The organism is Flavobacterium sp. GT3R68, assembly GCF_007109225.1.
Classification (GTDB): domain Bacteria; phylum Bacteroidota; class Bacteroidia; order Flavobacteriales; family Flavobacteriaceae; genus Flavobacterium.
On sequence record NZ_VJZK01000003.1, the window covers coordinates 219,266 to 233,711 of the forward strand.

Below are 14,446 nucleotides of genomic sequence, written 5' to 3' on the forward strand. Positions count from 1 at the left end.
AATATATTATTCTTCAAAATTCTCATCCTTGAAACCAATCAGGTATAATTTGTCCTTGGCCCTGGTAATCGCGGTATACAACCAGCGGATGTAATCCCGGTCAATACCATCGGGTAAATACGGTTGTTCAATAAACACGGTATTCCATTGTCCGCCCTGCGATTTATGACAGGTGATGGCGTACGAAAACTTCACCTGCAGCGCATTGAAATACTCGTTTTCCTTTACCTTTTGGAACATTTTGTATTTGGTTTCGCCTTCATAATCCTTCATCACTTCCTGATACAATTTGTTGGATTCGTCATACGTCAGGGATGGTGATTCGCTGGTAATCGTGTCCATTAATAAAACGGTCTCGAGCGGAATCTGGTTCGGATAATCGACCATTCGGATTTTGACTTTGGCAAATTTGAATCCGTACAATTGCTGGATACTGAAAATTTCCAGTACTTCGATGATATCACCATTGGCAATAAATCCGGCCTCATCAGTTTCCTTTAACCAAAAGTAATTATTTTTTACGACCATCAGAAAATCGCCCGTAGACAATTCGCTTTCCTTATCCAGAATTTTCATCCTGATTTGCTGGTTGTATTGGTTCGCTCTTTTATTGGAACGCACTATAAAGGCGGTGTCTTCAATACTATAATTGCTGTAGGCCGAATTGATGGCATCCTGAATATCATAACCATCCGAAAGACGGACAATATCTTTGAATCCGCGCAATTTAAATTGGAAATCAGTAATGAAATGGTCTTTCAGCACCTCCCGAAGTTCTGTTGCATTGAATAAGATACCGGAATTTTCTTCTTGACGCATTACTTCATCCAATTCAATATGCTTGATTTCCTTGTCGTAATTCCTACCCAGCGTATCAATATTCAGGGCCGGGGAAATATCCAGATTGACCGGTGGTAATTGGGCCGTGTCACCCAATAAAATCATTTTGCAATTGGTTCCCGAATACACGTATGAAATCAAATCGTCCAGTAAGGAACCGTTTTCATACATTTTACTCTCGGAATTGGTATCCGAAATCATCGACGCCTCATCAACGATGAAAAAGGTGTTTTTGTGTTTGTTTTGCTGCATCGTGAAACTCACCCCTCCTCCGCTCCCTTTCTTTGGGAAATAGATTTTTTTATGAATCGTAAAAGCGGGTTTGTTGGAATAATTGGCAATGACTTTTGCCGCGCGGCCAGTTGGTGCGAGCAACACATATTTTTTATTGATTTCGACCAGATTATTGACGATGGTAGAAATGACAGTCGTTTTTCCGGTACCGGCATATCCTTTCAGAACAAAAATCTCGTTATTGTCATTATTGGTAATGAATTCGGCTATCTGCTGGAAGAAAATATCCTGTTTTAACGTGGGGTTAAAAGGAAATTGCCTGCTCAGAAGATTATAGAAAACGCTGGAATTCATTTGGGATTTATTTACCGGCAAAGTACGTAAAGTTTTTGAAGAGAAAAGAATCTTTAGGGTTAGGATTTCCGAAAATGAATCAGAAATAAAGTTGTAACTACTTTTTAATACCGAATACGTGGTGACCCACGTTCCAAAGTGCATTAGCCACGTTATGTAATGGGGTAAAAGGGCTTACAGACGTGGTTAAGCACGTCCCCAAACGTGGTAAATGGAGTTCGGAACGTCGTAAACCACGTCATCCAACGTGGTAAGTATGGTTCAAGACGTGGTCAACTACGTCATACTACGTGGTAAACGGAGTTCAGGACGTGGTTAACCACCTTATCCAACGTGGTTAACGGAGTTCAAGACGTGGCTTACCACGTCATACCACGTGGCAAACGGAGTTCAGGACGTGGCTAACCACGTCATACAACGTGGTGAACCACGTTCCCCAACGTGGTAAACGGGGTTCATCTAAGACAGTCTGTATTACTATTTTATAAACACTACTTTTTAATAAACTTTGCATTCGAGGTTCCTTTATCAGTAGTCATTTTGATGAAATAGTTTCCAGCAGTTAGGCGCGAAACATCAATTGTGGAAACAGTTTGCGCATTTGGAATCGCGATTACCAATTGCCCTAACGTATTGTATATGTTGATAGCACTCGCTTCTACTCCGTTTTTTGAGTCTATATTTAATACTTCCTTCGCAGGATTTGGATACAACGTAAAGTAATTGGAGAACTCAAAATCGGATGTGCCTAAGGTCTGGATGGATGTCGTGGCGGTATTGGTTACAATCGGGAAATTATAGTCAAAATAAATATTCGCCGTATTCTCAAAAGTATCCCCTAAAACAAGTGTTGGCAGCGTTTTGATCTTAAAAGCTACAAAACCATCGTTGGTTGCATTATCAAAAGGAAGATTGATGTTTTCAAAAATAAATTCCACTTTGTTAATTTCCGAAATTCTGGTCACGTATGAATGGCTTCCTTTTATTGGAACCAACGTACTGATGTCGAATTTCGTTGTGTCAATAATGTCTTTCACTACAATGTTTTGCGCCGGGAAAGTCCCTGTGTTTTCAAAACGAATCATATAATGCACATATTCGCCTATCATACCTGGCGAAATGGTGGTTCCTTCCAGACAGGTTTTATCATTTGGATCCAATGAATTTACTACGGTCTGATTGAAAGCCAATGTATTATCATTAGGGATTTCATCTGTAGTTGGTGAAGTTATAGTTGTTGTAAAATGTAGAACATCGCCGCTATTGACAGCCGGAGTTTCCATTGGTGAATTTACATTTAAGGTAATAGTAATTTCCCGTGTTTCAAAGGGTAATAAGTTGGTATAATTCCAAGAAAGAGTATTAAGAATTTGCGCAGTGGTTACAGGTGTAGCCGAAACAAAATCCAAAACTGCATCATCAAAAGTAAAATTAACAGTACCTGATTGGATGGTGTTTCCTTTGTTTTTGTATAGCAATTTATAATTGACATCAAAGCCAGGTCTCGCTACGTCTAAAGGCAATAATGTAATCTCTAAGTCCGGATGAACGCCAGTTGCTGTAACACAAAAATCCTGTATAAACGGGCTTGCTTGTGTTGGAAATTCAACGCTAATGCTTATTGGCGAAATCGTGAAATAATTTGGGTTTTCTAATATTGGAGTGATGGTATGTGTTGCCGCCTGCACCGGAATACTATAATCTCCTGTTTCATTTGAAATTGCATTTCCGGTAGTTGTTCCATCGGTAATTGTAAATTTTAAATTTGGAATTACTATATCTGAAGCATCACAACCGTTGTTATCACTATCCCATTTGTGATTTCCCTGAATGGTGTAATATGTTCCACCCGGTATATATGAACAATAAGAGTTTACGGTGCAATTCGTATAACCATATTGGGTAATTTGATCTTGAATCTGAGTAATTTGATTCTCATCATTACAGATATATTGCAAATTTGGATTGTTTAAAAAACTTACATATTCAGTGCTCCCATTTTTTAATAAAATGGATGATAATAAAGGACTATCATCAGAATTTAAATAATATAAATTGAAATTATCTGTTAAATTAATATTAGTGAGTTGGTTTCCTCCACAAAATAAATGCCCAAGTTCTGCTAAACCGCTTAACACTAAGGATGTTAATTGATTATTAGCAAAATTCAATTGATTAAGGTGTATTAACCCGTTTACATCTAATGTTAGAAGTTGATTACTATCACACTGTAACAGGCTTAAATTTGTCAATCCAAGAACATTCAGGGTAGTTAATTGGTTTTCAGTGCAATTTAACCTTTCTAAGTGTATTAATCCGTTAACATTTAGTGATGTTAGCTGATTATTATAACCTTCTAAAATTTTTAAATTTGTAAATGGACTCATATCCAGTGTAGACAATTGATTATCCCCAAAATATAATTCTTCTAAATTTATTAAACCGCTTAGATTTATTGATGGTAATCCATTTCCTGATAAATTTAGTATTTTTAAATTGACTAATCCTGTTAGGTTTAGCAAAGGTATTTGGTTATAAGCGCAGTTTAAATGAGATAAATTTGTTAATCCATCCACATTTAATAACGGCAATTGATTATAGCCACAATTTAAAATTTGTAAACTTATCAAGCCACTTACATTTAATGAAGTTAACTGATTAAAAGAGCAGTCAACAGAACTAAGAGCTGTACATCCAGTAACTTCAAGATTGGTTAATTGATTGTTACCACAATTCAAAGAAGTAAGAGCTGTACATCCAGTTACTTCAAGGTTGCTTATTTGATTGTAATTACAAATCAAAGAAGTGAGAGCTGTACATCCAGTTACTTCAAGGTTGGTTAATTGATTGTTAACACAACTCAACGAAGTGAGAGCTGTACATCCAGTTACTTCAAGGCTGGTTAATAGATTATTACCGCAATTCAAAGAAGTGAGAGCTGTAAATCCAGTTACTACAAGATTGGTTAATTGATTGTTACTACAATTCAAAGAAGTGAGAGCTGTACACCCGGTTACGTCAAGGGTAGTTAATAGATTGTTAGAACAATTAATAGAATTTAGAGCAGTACAACCTGATATATTTAAATTTGTCAGTTGTAAACTGTTACAATTTAGTTCTGTCAAAGAAGAACATCCCGATACATTTATAGAATCCAAAGGATTAACAGAACAATTTAAAGCAGCTAAAGAAGTTAATCCGGATAAATCCAAATTTAAAAATTGATTATTCGAACAATTCAAAGTACTGAGAGCCGTACATCCACTTAAGTCAAAATTGGTTAATGGATTATTGGAACAATTCAACGAAATCAGAGCATTACATCCCGAAACGTTCAGAATGGACAATTGATTGTTGGAACAATTCAAAGAATTTAGGGCAGTACATCCCGTTAAATCAACAGCAGATAATTGATTGTTTGAAATATCCAAAGAATTTAGCGCAGTACATCCTGAGGCGTTCAAATTGGTTAATTGTAGATTTGCGCAATCCAGTTCTACCAAGGAAGAACATCCGGAGACATTTAAATTCGTTAATTGTGCATTAGTCCCAAACTCTAACAATGCAAGACTACTACATCCTGAGGTATTTAAACTCACTAATTGCGGATTACTCCAAAAATTTAACAATGCGAGGCTACTACATCCTGAGGTATTTAAACTAGCTATTTGGTTACTGCTGCAATTAAGATTCGTAAGATTTGTCGCTCCACCTACATCCAATGAAGTTAATTGACTCCCCCTACAATCCAAATTTTCTAAAAGTGGTGAACCAGTAATATCTATAGAACTTAACTGATTACTACTACAATTCAAATTTTCTAAAAGTAATAAACCAGTAGTATCTATAAAACTTAACTGATTACCGCTGCAATTTAAATTTTTTAAATTATGTAAATTGGATGTTTGCAATGCGGTAAATTGATTCATAGCACACTCTAATGTTTCCAAAATAGTAAAATTAGAAACATTCAGGGTTGAAAGTTGGTTTGACGAACATCTTAAATCTTTCAACAATGGTGAATTTGTAAAGTTTAAAGAAGTTAATAAATTATTACTACAATGAAAAACTTCTAAATTGGGCAAACTTGGTAAACTCAGTGAGGTAAAATTATTATTATCAAATTTAATACTTTTTAAATTGGGTGTATTTGAAATATTTAACTGGGTAAATCCGAATTTAATAAATTCAATAGATTCTAAACTTGGTAGATTTGAGAGCGTTAAGGAAGCAGTCGATTGACTAATATTTTGATGATTCCAAACTACTTTCTTTAAATGAAGTAAATCATGAAGATCAATAAGAGCTATATGATTGTCACTATTAGTCAATTCTACTAGATTGGGTAATGAATTTAGGACTTCCCAGTTAAAAATGGAATTTCGACTGCAATTTAATATTTTGATATTAGTAAAATATTCGAGTCCCATAAGGTCATATATGTAATCTCCACCTGTAAATCCCGGTACAACTTCCCAACTGAGATTTAATGAATAAACATTTAGTGCCTCACTAACTTGGATTTGACTATCATTATTTAAATCAATCTTAATATTATTTCCATTGATATCTTTTGCAATTTCGAGATTTGTATCGGCTAACAGTAATCTATGCTTAAAATTGTAATGGTTAATAGTAATTATTTGCGCATTTACACCAGTAAGTAAAAATAAAGCCAATAATAGAAAGTAAAATTTCTTCATCATAAAAATTTAGGTTGCAAATCTACACAAACCATTTCGTTAAATTAATTTTTCTTACAAAATATAAACCTGCAAGCGGTAACAAATCCAATCAATATTTGATAAAAATGCCTAATAAAAATCCCTAGCCCCGATGGAAGGGAAAATCCCACGCTTTTTCAGCGTGGATTGGAATGACAGCGGGAAGTCATTCCATAAAAACCCCGAAGTTTCTGCTCCTAACAATTATTGTCATTTAAAAAATTTGTAAGTTTGCGAACATCTGCAAATTTCCATGACAATTAATACCAGCATTACCGAAAAGAAATATAAAAAACTCGCCATTCAAGTTACTTTGAACGGGTTTTCGTATTGCGTTTTCGATACGTTGCACCATTCGGTTTTGATGTTTCGAGAAATTGATTTCGGGAGTTTTCCAAAAGCGGCGAAAGTCGAAGATTACTTTTGGAAGGCTTTTATAGATGATCGGGAACTGACCAAAACCTATGATGAAGTGATTGTCCTTCATGATAATAACCTGAGTACTTTTGTTCCGAAAGCGTTGTTTGAGGAGCAGTTTTTAGGCAGTTACCTGCAATACAATACGAAAGTTTTTGAGACTGATTTCTTTGCATTTGATGAAATTCCGAATTACGAGATGAACAATGTGTACATTCCGTATGTGAATATCAACAATTACCTGTTGGACCAGTTTGATACCTTTGACTACAAGCATGCCAATGGTATTTTGGTTTCGAAGCTATTAGATCTTTCCAAAAATGTGGATGACAAGCAGGTTTTTGTCCATTTTTCGGCCGATAAATTTGAGATTGTTGCCGTGCAGAACCAAAAATTATTGTTGTTCAATTCGTTTGATTACAAGACGAAGGAAGATTTCATATACTATCTGTTATTCGCCTCAGAGCAACTGAACCTAAATCCGGAGCATTTCAAATTGCAGCTGCTCGGTGATATTAATGAAGAAAGCGAATTATTCCAGATCGCTTTCAAATACGTGAGGAACATTTCATTGTTGGATGTTTCCGAATTACAAAAACACAATGACTTTTCAACTGCTCAAAACTTAAAGCATTTTATACTTTTTCAATCGTGAGAATAATTTCAGGCAAATTTAAAGGAAGACGTATTTTTCCACCCAAAAACCTACCGGTTCGTCCTACGACGGATATGAGTAAGGAAGCATTGTTTAATGTTTTGAACAATCATTTCAGTTTTGAAGGGTTGAAAGTATTGGACTTATTTGCCGGAACCGGAAATATCAGCTATGAGTTTGCGTCACGGGGAAGTGATAATATAACTTCGGTCGATGCTGATTTTGGTTGTGTCAAATTCATCAAACAGGTTGCCGAAGAATACGATTTCAATATTGCAGCCATGCGCAGCGATGTTTTTAAATTCCTGGAAAAAAATACGAATTCGTACGACATTATTTTTGCAGATCCTCCGTATGCCTTAGACCAGGCTACATTTGAAAAAATAGTTATACTGATTTTCCAGCAAGAATTGCTTCGCGAAGATGGTATGATGGTTATCGAACATTCGAAATACACGAAACTGGACCATATGGATAACTTTTCTTTTAAAAAGAGTTATGGCGGCTCTATTTTTAGCTTTTTTGAAATTGACGGTAATAGCGAAGAGGAAGTAAAACAGGAACTGGATTCGACAGAAGAAGGATAGATTTTATCATCGTATTCTATTGGAATTTTCATCAATATTTTTTTCTTTATAGGATGAGTCTTTAATTTTTCCAAAAGAATATTTCACTGAAATAGATAATTCACTTACATCACTGTAATAGGTTGAATTTGAGTTAATAGCATTGATTTTAAACTTTTCAGTGTAAATCATATTCTTGAAGATATCATTGCAACTTAAAGTCCAATCCCAATGTTTAAATACTGTTTTAGATAATGCAAAATCCATAATAAATATTGCATTCCTTTCAAAAACACCTTCCTTTTGTTGGGTTAATCCCCAGCCTGTCAATAAAAAAGTAAAATCTGACACTTTTAATTGATGATTGGAATAAACATATAGATAAGGTTTTGACTCATTATATAGTGCTGTCGGATCTTCTATTTTATTTATTGTACTGCTAATACTATTGGTCGAACTCCAGGATTTGTAACTGAAAGGCAACGTGAACTCTATATTAAAACCTGATTCTTTCTCGTAATTTATAGGTTTAAGAGTCATTATATTCTGTTGATCATCATACGAAAAACTGCTGTAAACCGGATTTGAATTTTGATAGTATCTTAATCGTACTGATTTATCCTTATAATTGAAATTGGCAGCCATCTCATTAGAAATTGTGGGATCTAAATTGATGTTTCTTGAATATATAAAATAAGGATTTATGTAGCCTGTATTTTGACTTGTGGAAGAATAATCAGGCCTGGAAATGCTTTTTGAATAGCTGACATTTAAAGTTTTCGAACTGTCAATCGGGATATCAAACTGTACTTTAGGAAAAAAATTAGTGTAATTCTTATTGATTAAAGCAGCACTATCGTTTGCAAATTGGCCGCTAATTAATGTGTTTTCAGCTCTCAAACCAAAGGAATAACCAACCTTTTTTACAGTTCCCGAAAACTGGACATAAACGGATGCATTCTGTTCGTCAAAAATGTATTTTGAACTGATTGTATTGTTGTTTTCAAAATCAAAACTTTCAAAACCTGTTCCAGCGGCTGCAGATAAATAGAGACCGCCAACTTCCCATTTCATTCCATTTTTAAAGGTCTTTTCCAAATCAGCTCTTGCTGAGAAAACATCGACATGGAACTTCTGATTTCTATTTTGCGATAATTCAAATTGCGTGTTATTGTAGTTATTAGAAACGCTGCTCTTTGTGTTTTGATTGAAATTTGAATATTGAAAACCCGTAAATAATTGCGACTCTATTGCCTTTATTTTCTTAGAATAATTAATAAAGGAACTGATAAAATTCCGGGTATCTTTATTACTGCTCAACGTGAGGACATTGTTTTGTGTGTCGCCATTTTTATTATAAGTATGGGTTGAAATTCCGAAATTTTCTTTCTGCATTCTGCTATTTACATTAAATGAAAAATAATCATCCTCATTAATTTTATAAAATAGTCCGCTGCCGAAAATAAATTTAGGCTTTTTGGGGTTCGTTGCGACAAGATAATTCGAGATGATATCCTGATCCGGTATTTCATAATTAATACGATGACTTTCCCAGGGATTTAATTGGTTGTAATTAAAATTGGTTTTTATCTCGAGTTTCTTTTTTTTGGCACTGGTGTTTACCCCGAGATAATTATTGAAGGCTTTTTTAAAAGAAGCCACTTCAGAAAAAGCCATTTGGAAACCTTCTTTTTTGCTGAATTTTCTGGTAATCAAAATTACAGCTCTGCCTTCGGCTTCATATTTGGATGACGGATTATTAATGATTTCAATCGTTTTTATATCGTCAACGGATAAAGTATTCAAATCATTCATTCCGACTTTCTGATTGTCAATGTAAATTAAAGGATTGCCTCTTCCGATAACACTTAGATGCTCTCTGTCGGAGCTTATTTGAATGTTGGGCAATTTGGATAATAAATCTATTGTGTTGGGAATGGAATTATAGATGGAATTGGCGACGTCTACTTTAATATTTCCGTTTTTATTGATAAACGTTTTTTTAGTTCCGGTAACGACAACTTCACTTAATTCATTCGAAATACTGTCTTTTGCCTTTAAATTTTGGCCGAAGCCGAAGCCGAAAACAAACAGACAAACTGTAATAATACTGGTCTTTATCATTTTAATTAAACTATTTATTAAATCCCAATTTTCAATTTCCTGAAACTGGACTATGCAAAACTGCTTCTAAAAATTCAAAGCGAAAGTTAATGCAGGGTTAATGCGAGGTTAATGTTCTGTTTCTATAATAAAAGGCTTATTTTTGAACAGTATTTCCTTTACTAATGAAACAGAAAATCAATTTATTAATCGTCTTTTCAGCAATCGTTTTGATAGCACTTTCGGTTGTTCAATACTATTTGGTTAAGACTGCCTACGATTATAAAGTGGCGCAATTTCATTCTGAAATTAAAAATGAAATTGGTAAAATCACCAACAATTACAGCGATATTGATTCGACTATTTTTAATAAAAAAGATTTACTGTACAAGCAATTGGCAGAAAATTATATTCAGGATAAAAAAACCCGATTTGCTATAAAAAATGCGTTGCTTCAAAACGAGTTCAAATCCGAATTAACCCGAAAACTGCAGCGTAAATTTGAAAAGGAAATTCCAGATCTTTCCATTGATTTTGCTATTGTTCTTGACAAATTTGTGATTTATAACAACACCCGAAAAGCAGATACTATTTTTGCCGAAAAACCTTTTATTGAGAACAAAATATATGGCAACCTGACTTCCTTGGACAATGCTTTCTCAGTCCGAAATTATGTCGGAACCACGAGTGACACCAAACTAAATTCAAATTATAAGCTACTAACAGAAGATACTTTATATGTTTCAGTGCATGATTGGGAAATGATTATCTGGAAAAGAATGACGATGATTTTAGCCTTGGCTTTATTTTCGATTCTGACCTTAATCACACTTTTTGTAATTGCAATTAAAGCTTTAATCACACAAAAGAAAGTGAGTGATATCAAAACTGATTTCATCAATAATATTACCCATGAATTAAAAACACCTTTGTCGACTTTAGCGATTTCTACCAAAATTTTAGAGCGAAAAGAGATACGGGACAATGATGTTCATTTTGATACTATTATCAACACGATTTCACGCCAGAACAATCGTTTACAGCATTTAATTGATCAGGTCATGAGTAATTCTTTGGGCGTTACTGAAATTGAATTGCATAAAGAAAAAATTACTGCCGAATCATTTTTGAAAGTCATTGTCGAAGATTTTAAAATTGCCAATCCAAACGTGAATATTGAAACGCATTTCAAAACTAATAAAACCACTTTGATTTTAGACAAATTTCATTTAACCACAGCCATTTTAAATGTATTGGAAAATGCCGTTAAATATGGTTGTAATAACATTCAAGTAACGACTTCCCCGCAGAATAATGATTTCAATATCAGTATTCAGGATGACGGAATTGGAATTTCCAAAAACAAACAGTCCTTATTATTTGATAAATTTTACAGAGTCGAACAAGGAAATTTACACAATGCAAAAGGACTTGGATTGGGACTTTATTATGTGGACCAAATCATAAAAGCACACCAAGGAAGGATTGCTGTGGTGAGTGATTTAGGCAAAGGTGCTTTATTTAGCATCAGCATTCCTTCTGTTTAATTCTTGATTTTATATGAGAAAAGTACTTTTGGCCGAAGATGATTTTGATTTTGCAAGTGTACTCAAGCAATATTTAGAGCTCTATGACTACACTGTTACTTGGGCAAAAACCGGTGAAGAAGCATTGTCCATTTTTAAAAAACAAACCTTCAATATTTGTGTTTTTGATGTGATGATGCCAAAAATGGACGGATTTACATTAGCCGAAAAAATCATAACTCTTAATCCTGAGATTCCATTTGTTTTTTTAATTGCGAGAAAATTAAAGGAAGATAAAATAATAGGCTTAAAACTCGGCGCCGATGATTATATCGTGAAACCTTTTGAAGCTGATGAATTGGTTTTACGTTTGAATAACATTTTGAAAAGAAGTGAACCAAAAATTTATGCAATAAATCCGATCGCAGAAATTCCGATTGGAAATTATATTTTCAATCCTGCCCGCTTAGAATTAAAACTTGCAAACCATACCCAACGCTTGACGGAAAAAGAGGTTGCATTGATTGTATTTCTTTTTAAAAATAAAAACCAATTAATCAAACGCAATGAAATTTTACAAGCCGTTTGGAGTAATGAAGATTTCTTTTCGGGAAGAAGTATGGATGTTTTTATCAGTCGGTTGCGAAAATATTTGAAAGACGATATCCGAATCAGCATTGAAAGTATTCGAAATATTGGATTGGAATTTAGAATAATTGACTAAATAAATATTAATCAATCTCTTTATTATCTGCGGCAGCAATTACAATCAGGGCAAAAATCAGCGCCACGCTGTATTCCATGCCACCGGTTCCGTGTTCACCGACAAACCAGCCGAGTTGCGCATGAATGATTGCTATTCCGATTAAAAGCATCAGAATAAAACCCAGTGCGATCCATTTTGTAAAATAACCCAATAGCATTGTCAGGCCTCCCATTATTTCAAACAATGTGATGGCCCATACTGTTGCGGTACTCATTATAAAACCTTTCTCTGCAAGAAAACCCGCAAATTGATTTATGGTTCCGTTGCTTATATGGACAACAGCATGCGCTATGAATAATATTGCGACAACCACTCTCAACAAAACAAGAGCATTATTTAAGGTGATAAAAGGAAACTTTTTCATGAGGAATTTAAATACGGAATTGGATATGTACTTATAAAAAAAAATGCAGACCTATAAGCCGGGTTCTGTATCCTGATTGCTCAGAATCCTTATCATTTATCTAGTCACGCCATTACTGGCATGATCAATCTTTCTACCCTTCAGCAACGGGCGAGTAACCCTTAAATGCTGATATACTTGAAATTTCACCGCATAGAGTTTACCTGGTTTCACTACAGCATTACCTGTACATACTTTCTGTTGCACTTGTCCTAATCACGCCTTGCGACTTGACCGACGGGTGTTACCCGCTATGCTACTCTTTGGTGTCCGGACTTTCCTCCCTTATGATTGCTCAAAACGGCGATAAGGCGGTCTGCGGTGCAAACTTACGACTTTTAACTGTTGGAATTTTACTGTCAGGGACATACTTTAACATCCTATTACAAAAAATAAAAAATAAATTTGGTATCTTTAGGGAACTAACCAAAAAAATCTTCTATTATGAAACGCATGTATCATTATGCCACAGTTTCTGATGCCTTAACCGAATTGGGGGAAAAAGGATATACTACCGATTTTAATCTCAAAGAGGAGGACATCATTACTAATTCACTTCATTACGAAATTGAACATGTTTACCGTTACGAAGGCAATTCTGATCCCGGTGACGAAGCGGTAGTATACGGCATTAAAGCGACTTCCGGGGAGAAAGGCGTATTTGTAGCCGGATTTGCAGCTTCGGACAGTGAAGCCGCACAGGTACTGAATGAGATGAGTATTCGAGGAAGAGAGAATGCCGAATCAAATTAACGATAATGAACAGATTACAATCCAAACTTGAAAAAATAGGGCGTAATCACATCACTACAGCGAAAGCCGCCGGACTGCGCTATGTAGCAAATTCTAATAATGGATTTTCCAGGGAAAGAACAAAATGGGGTTTCAAATTTGTTGATGAAAACAAGAATGATCTTCAGGAAGAGTATTTGGAACGCATTCAGAAATTAGTAATTCCGCCCGCGTGGGAAAACGTCTGGATTTCACCTTATGACAACGGACATTTACAGGCCACCGGTATCGATACCAAAGGAAGAAAACAATACCTCTACCACCCTAGCTGGAATACCATCCGGAACCAATCCAAATTTTACCGGTTATTGGATTTCGCCAAAGTTTTACCATCAATACGCAAACAGGTTGAAAAGGATCTCCACAAAAAAGGGCTGCCTTATACTAAAGTGGTGGCTTTAGTGGTGAAACTTTTAGAAATTACCAATATCCGAGTTGGGAATGATGCTTACAAAAAATTATATGGTTCTTTTGGCTTGACCACATTACAGGACAAACATGTAAAAGCTGAGAAATCTAGTATCTACTTTGATTTTGTGGGCAAAAAAGGAATTAAACACCGAATTAGTTTAAAAAGCAAGCGACTGGTTAATCTTGTAAAAAAATGCAAAGACATCCCGGGTCAGGATTTATTCCAATATTATGATGATAATGGAGAGAGCCACGCCATTGGCTCAGCCGATATCAATAATTACCTGAAAGAAGTCACCAACCAAGATTTTACCGCCAAAGATTTTAGGGTATGGGCTGGAAGTGTCAATGCCTTTTGTGCGTTCCTGGATTCCAAATGCCCCGAAAATATTACCGAATGCAAACGCAAAATAGTGGAAGTATTAGATACCGTATCGTCGAAATTGGGTAATACCAGAACGGTTTGCAAAAAATATTATATTCACCCCACTGTAATCAACTCTTACGAAAAAGGTTCTATCTGGAACTACAAAAGTAAAAGTAAAAGTAAAAGTACTAAATTTTCACCGGAAGAATTCGCATTAATCAAACTGTTAGAAAAAGAGACGGTTTCCGGATTTTCATCGTAATCCCAACCACAAATCAAAATTGTAAT

Annotated in this window: 10 protein-coding genes and 1 other RNA gene; 6 read left to right on the plus strand and 5 right to left on the minus strand. The window is 35.0% G+C overall.

Annotated elements, in window-relative coordinates; genetic code table 11:
- Positions 1-6: 6 nt before the first annotated feature.
- Both FNW07_RS07460 and FNW07_RS07465 read right to left on the minus strand, forming a co-directional pair.
- Positions 7-1,428 (minus strand): ATP-dependent RecD-like DNA helicase, encoded by a 1,422-nt coding sequence (locus tag FNW07_RS07460; protein WP_126742867.1) that lies wholly within the window; start codon positions 1,426-1,428, stop codon positions 7-9.
- 491 nt (positions 1,429-1,919) lie between these two features.
- Positions 1,920-6,134: a T9SS type A sorting domain-containing protein gene (locus tag FNW07_RS07465; protein WP_126742868.1), complete on the minus strand. Its 4,215-nt coding sequence runs from the start codon at positions 6,132-6,134 to the stop codon at positions 1,920-1,922.
- A gap of 271 nt (positions 6,135-6,405) precedes the next feature.
- On the opposite strand from FNW07_RS07465, the gene FNW07_RS07470 reads away from it, so the two are divergent.
- Both FNW07_RS07470 and FNW07_RS07475 read left to right on the plus strand, forming a co-directional pair.
- Positions 6,406-7,224 carry a DUF3822 family protein gene (locus FNW07_RS07470; protein ID WP_126742869.1) on the plus strand — a complete coding sequence of 273 codons (819 nt, stop codon included), beginning with the start codon at positions 6,406-6,408 and terminating at the stop codon, positions 7,222-7,224.
- A complete protein-coding gene (locus FNW07_RS07475) occupies positions 7,221-7,811 on the plus strand; it encodes an RsmD family RNA methyltransferase (protein WP_126742870.1) in 591 nt (196 codons plus the stop codon). Before FNW07_RS07470 ends, FNW07_RS07475 begins: the two co-directional genes overlap by 4 nt.
- A 6-nt stretch (positions 7,812-7,817) precedes the next feature.
- Here FNW07_RS07475 and FNW07_RS07480 read toward each other — a convergent pair whose 3' ends face one another.
- On the minus strand, positions 7,818-9,914 hold the full coding sequence (locus FNW07_RS07480) for an outer membrane beta-barrel family protein (RefSeq protein ID WP_126742871.1): 2,097 nt from the start codon (positions 9,912-9,914) through the stop codon (positions 7,818-7,820).
- Positions 9,915-10,078: 164 nt separating this feature from the next.
- Here FNW07_RS07480 and FNW07_RS07485 point away from each other — a divergent pair, with 164 nt between their 5' ends.
- The gene (locus tag FNW07_RS07485; protein ID WP_126742872.1) at positions 10,079-11,440 is read left to right on the plus strand and encodes a sensor histidine kinase KdpD; all 1,362 of its coding nucleotides are present in this window, start codon (positions 10,079-10,081) and stop codon (positions 11,438-11,440) included.
- Between the two features lie 13 nt (positions 11,441-11,453).
- A complete protein-coding gene (locus FNW07_RS07490) occupies positions 11,454-12,143 on the plus strand; it encodes a response regulator transcription factor (protein WP_126742873.1) in 690 nt (229 codons plus the stop codon).
- A 7-nt stretch (positions 12,144-12,150) separates the two neighbouring features.
- Here FNW07_RS07490 and FNW07_RS07495 read toward each other — a convergent pair whose 3' ends face one another.
- A complete protein-coding gene (locus tag FNW07_RS07495; protein ID WP_126742874.1) occupies positions 12,151-12,549 on the minus strand; it encodes a DoxX family protein in 399 nt (132 codons plus the stop codon).
- Positions 12,550-12,587: 38 nt separating this feature from the next.
- An RNA gene (rnpB, locus tag FNW07_RS07500) (RNase P RNA component class A) lies at positions 12,588-12,911 on the minus strand.
- A gap of 121 nt (positions 12,912-13,032) precedes the next feature.
- Here rnpB and FNW07_RS07505 point away from each other — a divergent pair.
- Positions 13,033-13,341, plus strand: a complete 309-nt coding sequence (locus FNW07_RS07505) for a hypothetical protein (RefSeq protein ID WP_126742875.1) — start codon at positions 13,033-13,035, stop codon at positions 13,339-13,341.
- A 5-nt stretch (positions 13,342-13,346) separates the two neighbouring features.
- Positions 13,347-14,420, plus strand: coding sequence for a DNA topoisomerase IB (locus tag FNW07_RS07510; protein ID WP_126742876.1), 1,074 nt, complete (start codon positions 13,347-13,349; stop codon positions 14,418-14,420).
- The last annotated feature ends 26 nt before the right edge of the window (positions 14,421-14,446 follow it).

Coding starts and splice junctions, on each gene's coding strand:
- FNW07_RS07460 (WP_126742867.1), bottom strand. CDS start 1,428: ATGAATTCCAGCGTTTTCTATAATCTTCTGAGCAGGCAATTTCCTTTT.
- FNW07_RS07465 (WP_126742868.1), bottom strand. CDS start 6,134: ATGATGAAGAAATTTTACTTTCTATTATTGGCTTTATTTTTACTTACT.
- FNW07_RS07470 (WP_126742869.1), top strand. CDS start 6,406: ATGACAATTAATACCAGCATTACCGAAAAGAAATATAAAAAACTCGCC.
- FNW07_RS07480 (WP_126742871.1), bottom strand. CDS start 9,914: ATGATAAAGACCAGTATTATTACAGTTTGTCTGTTTGTTTTCGGCTTC.
- FNW07_RS07485 (WP_126742872.1), top strand. CDS start 10,079: ATGAAACAGAAAATCAATTTATTAATCGTCTTTTCAGCAATCGTTTTG.
- FNW07_RS07490 (WP_126742873.1), top strand. CDS start 11,454: ATGAGAAAAGTACTTTTGGCCGAAGATGATTTTGATTTTGCAAGTGTA.
- FNW07_RS07495 (WP_126742874.1), bottom strand. CDS start 12,549: ATGAAAAAGTTTCCTTTTATCACCTTAAATAATGCTCTTGTTTTGTTG.
- FNW07_RS07505 (WP_126742875.1), top strand. CDS start 13,033: ATGAAACGCATGTATCATTATGCCACAGTTTCTGATGCCTTAACCGAA.
- FNW07_RS07510 (WP_126742876.1), top strand. CDS start 13,347: ATGAACAGATTACAATCCAAACTTGAAAAAATAGGGCGTAATCACATC.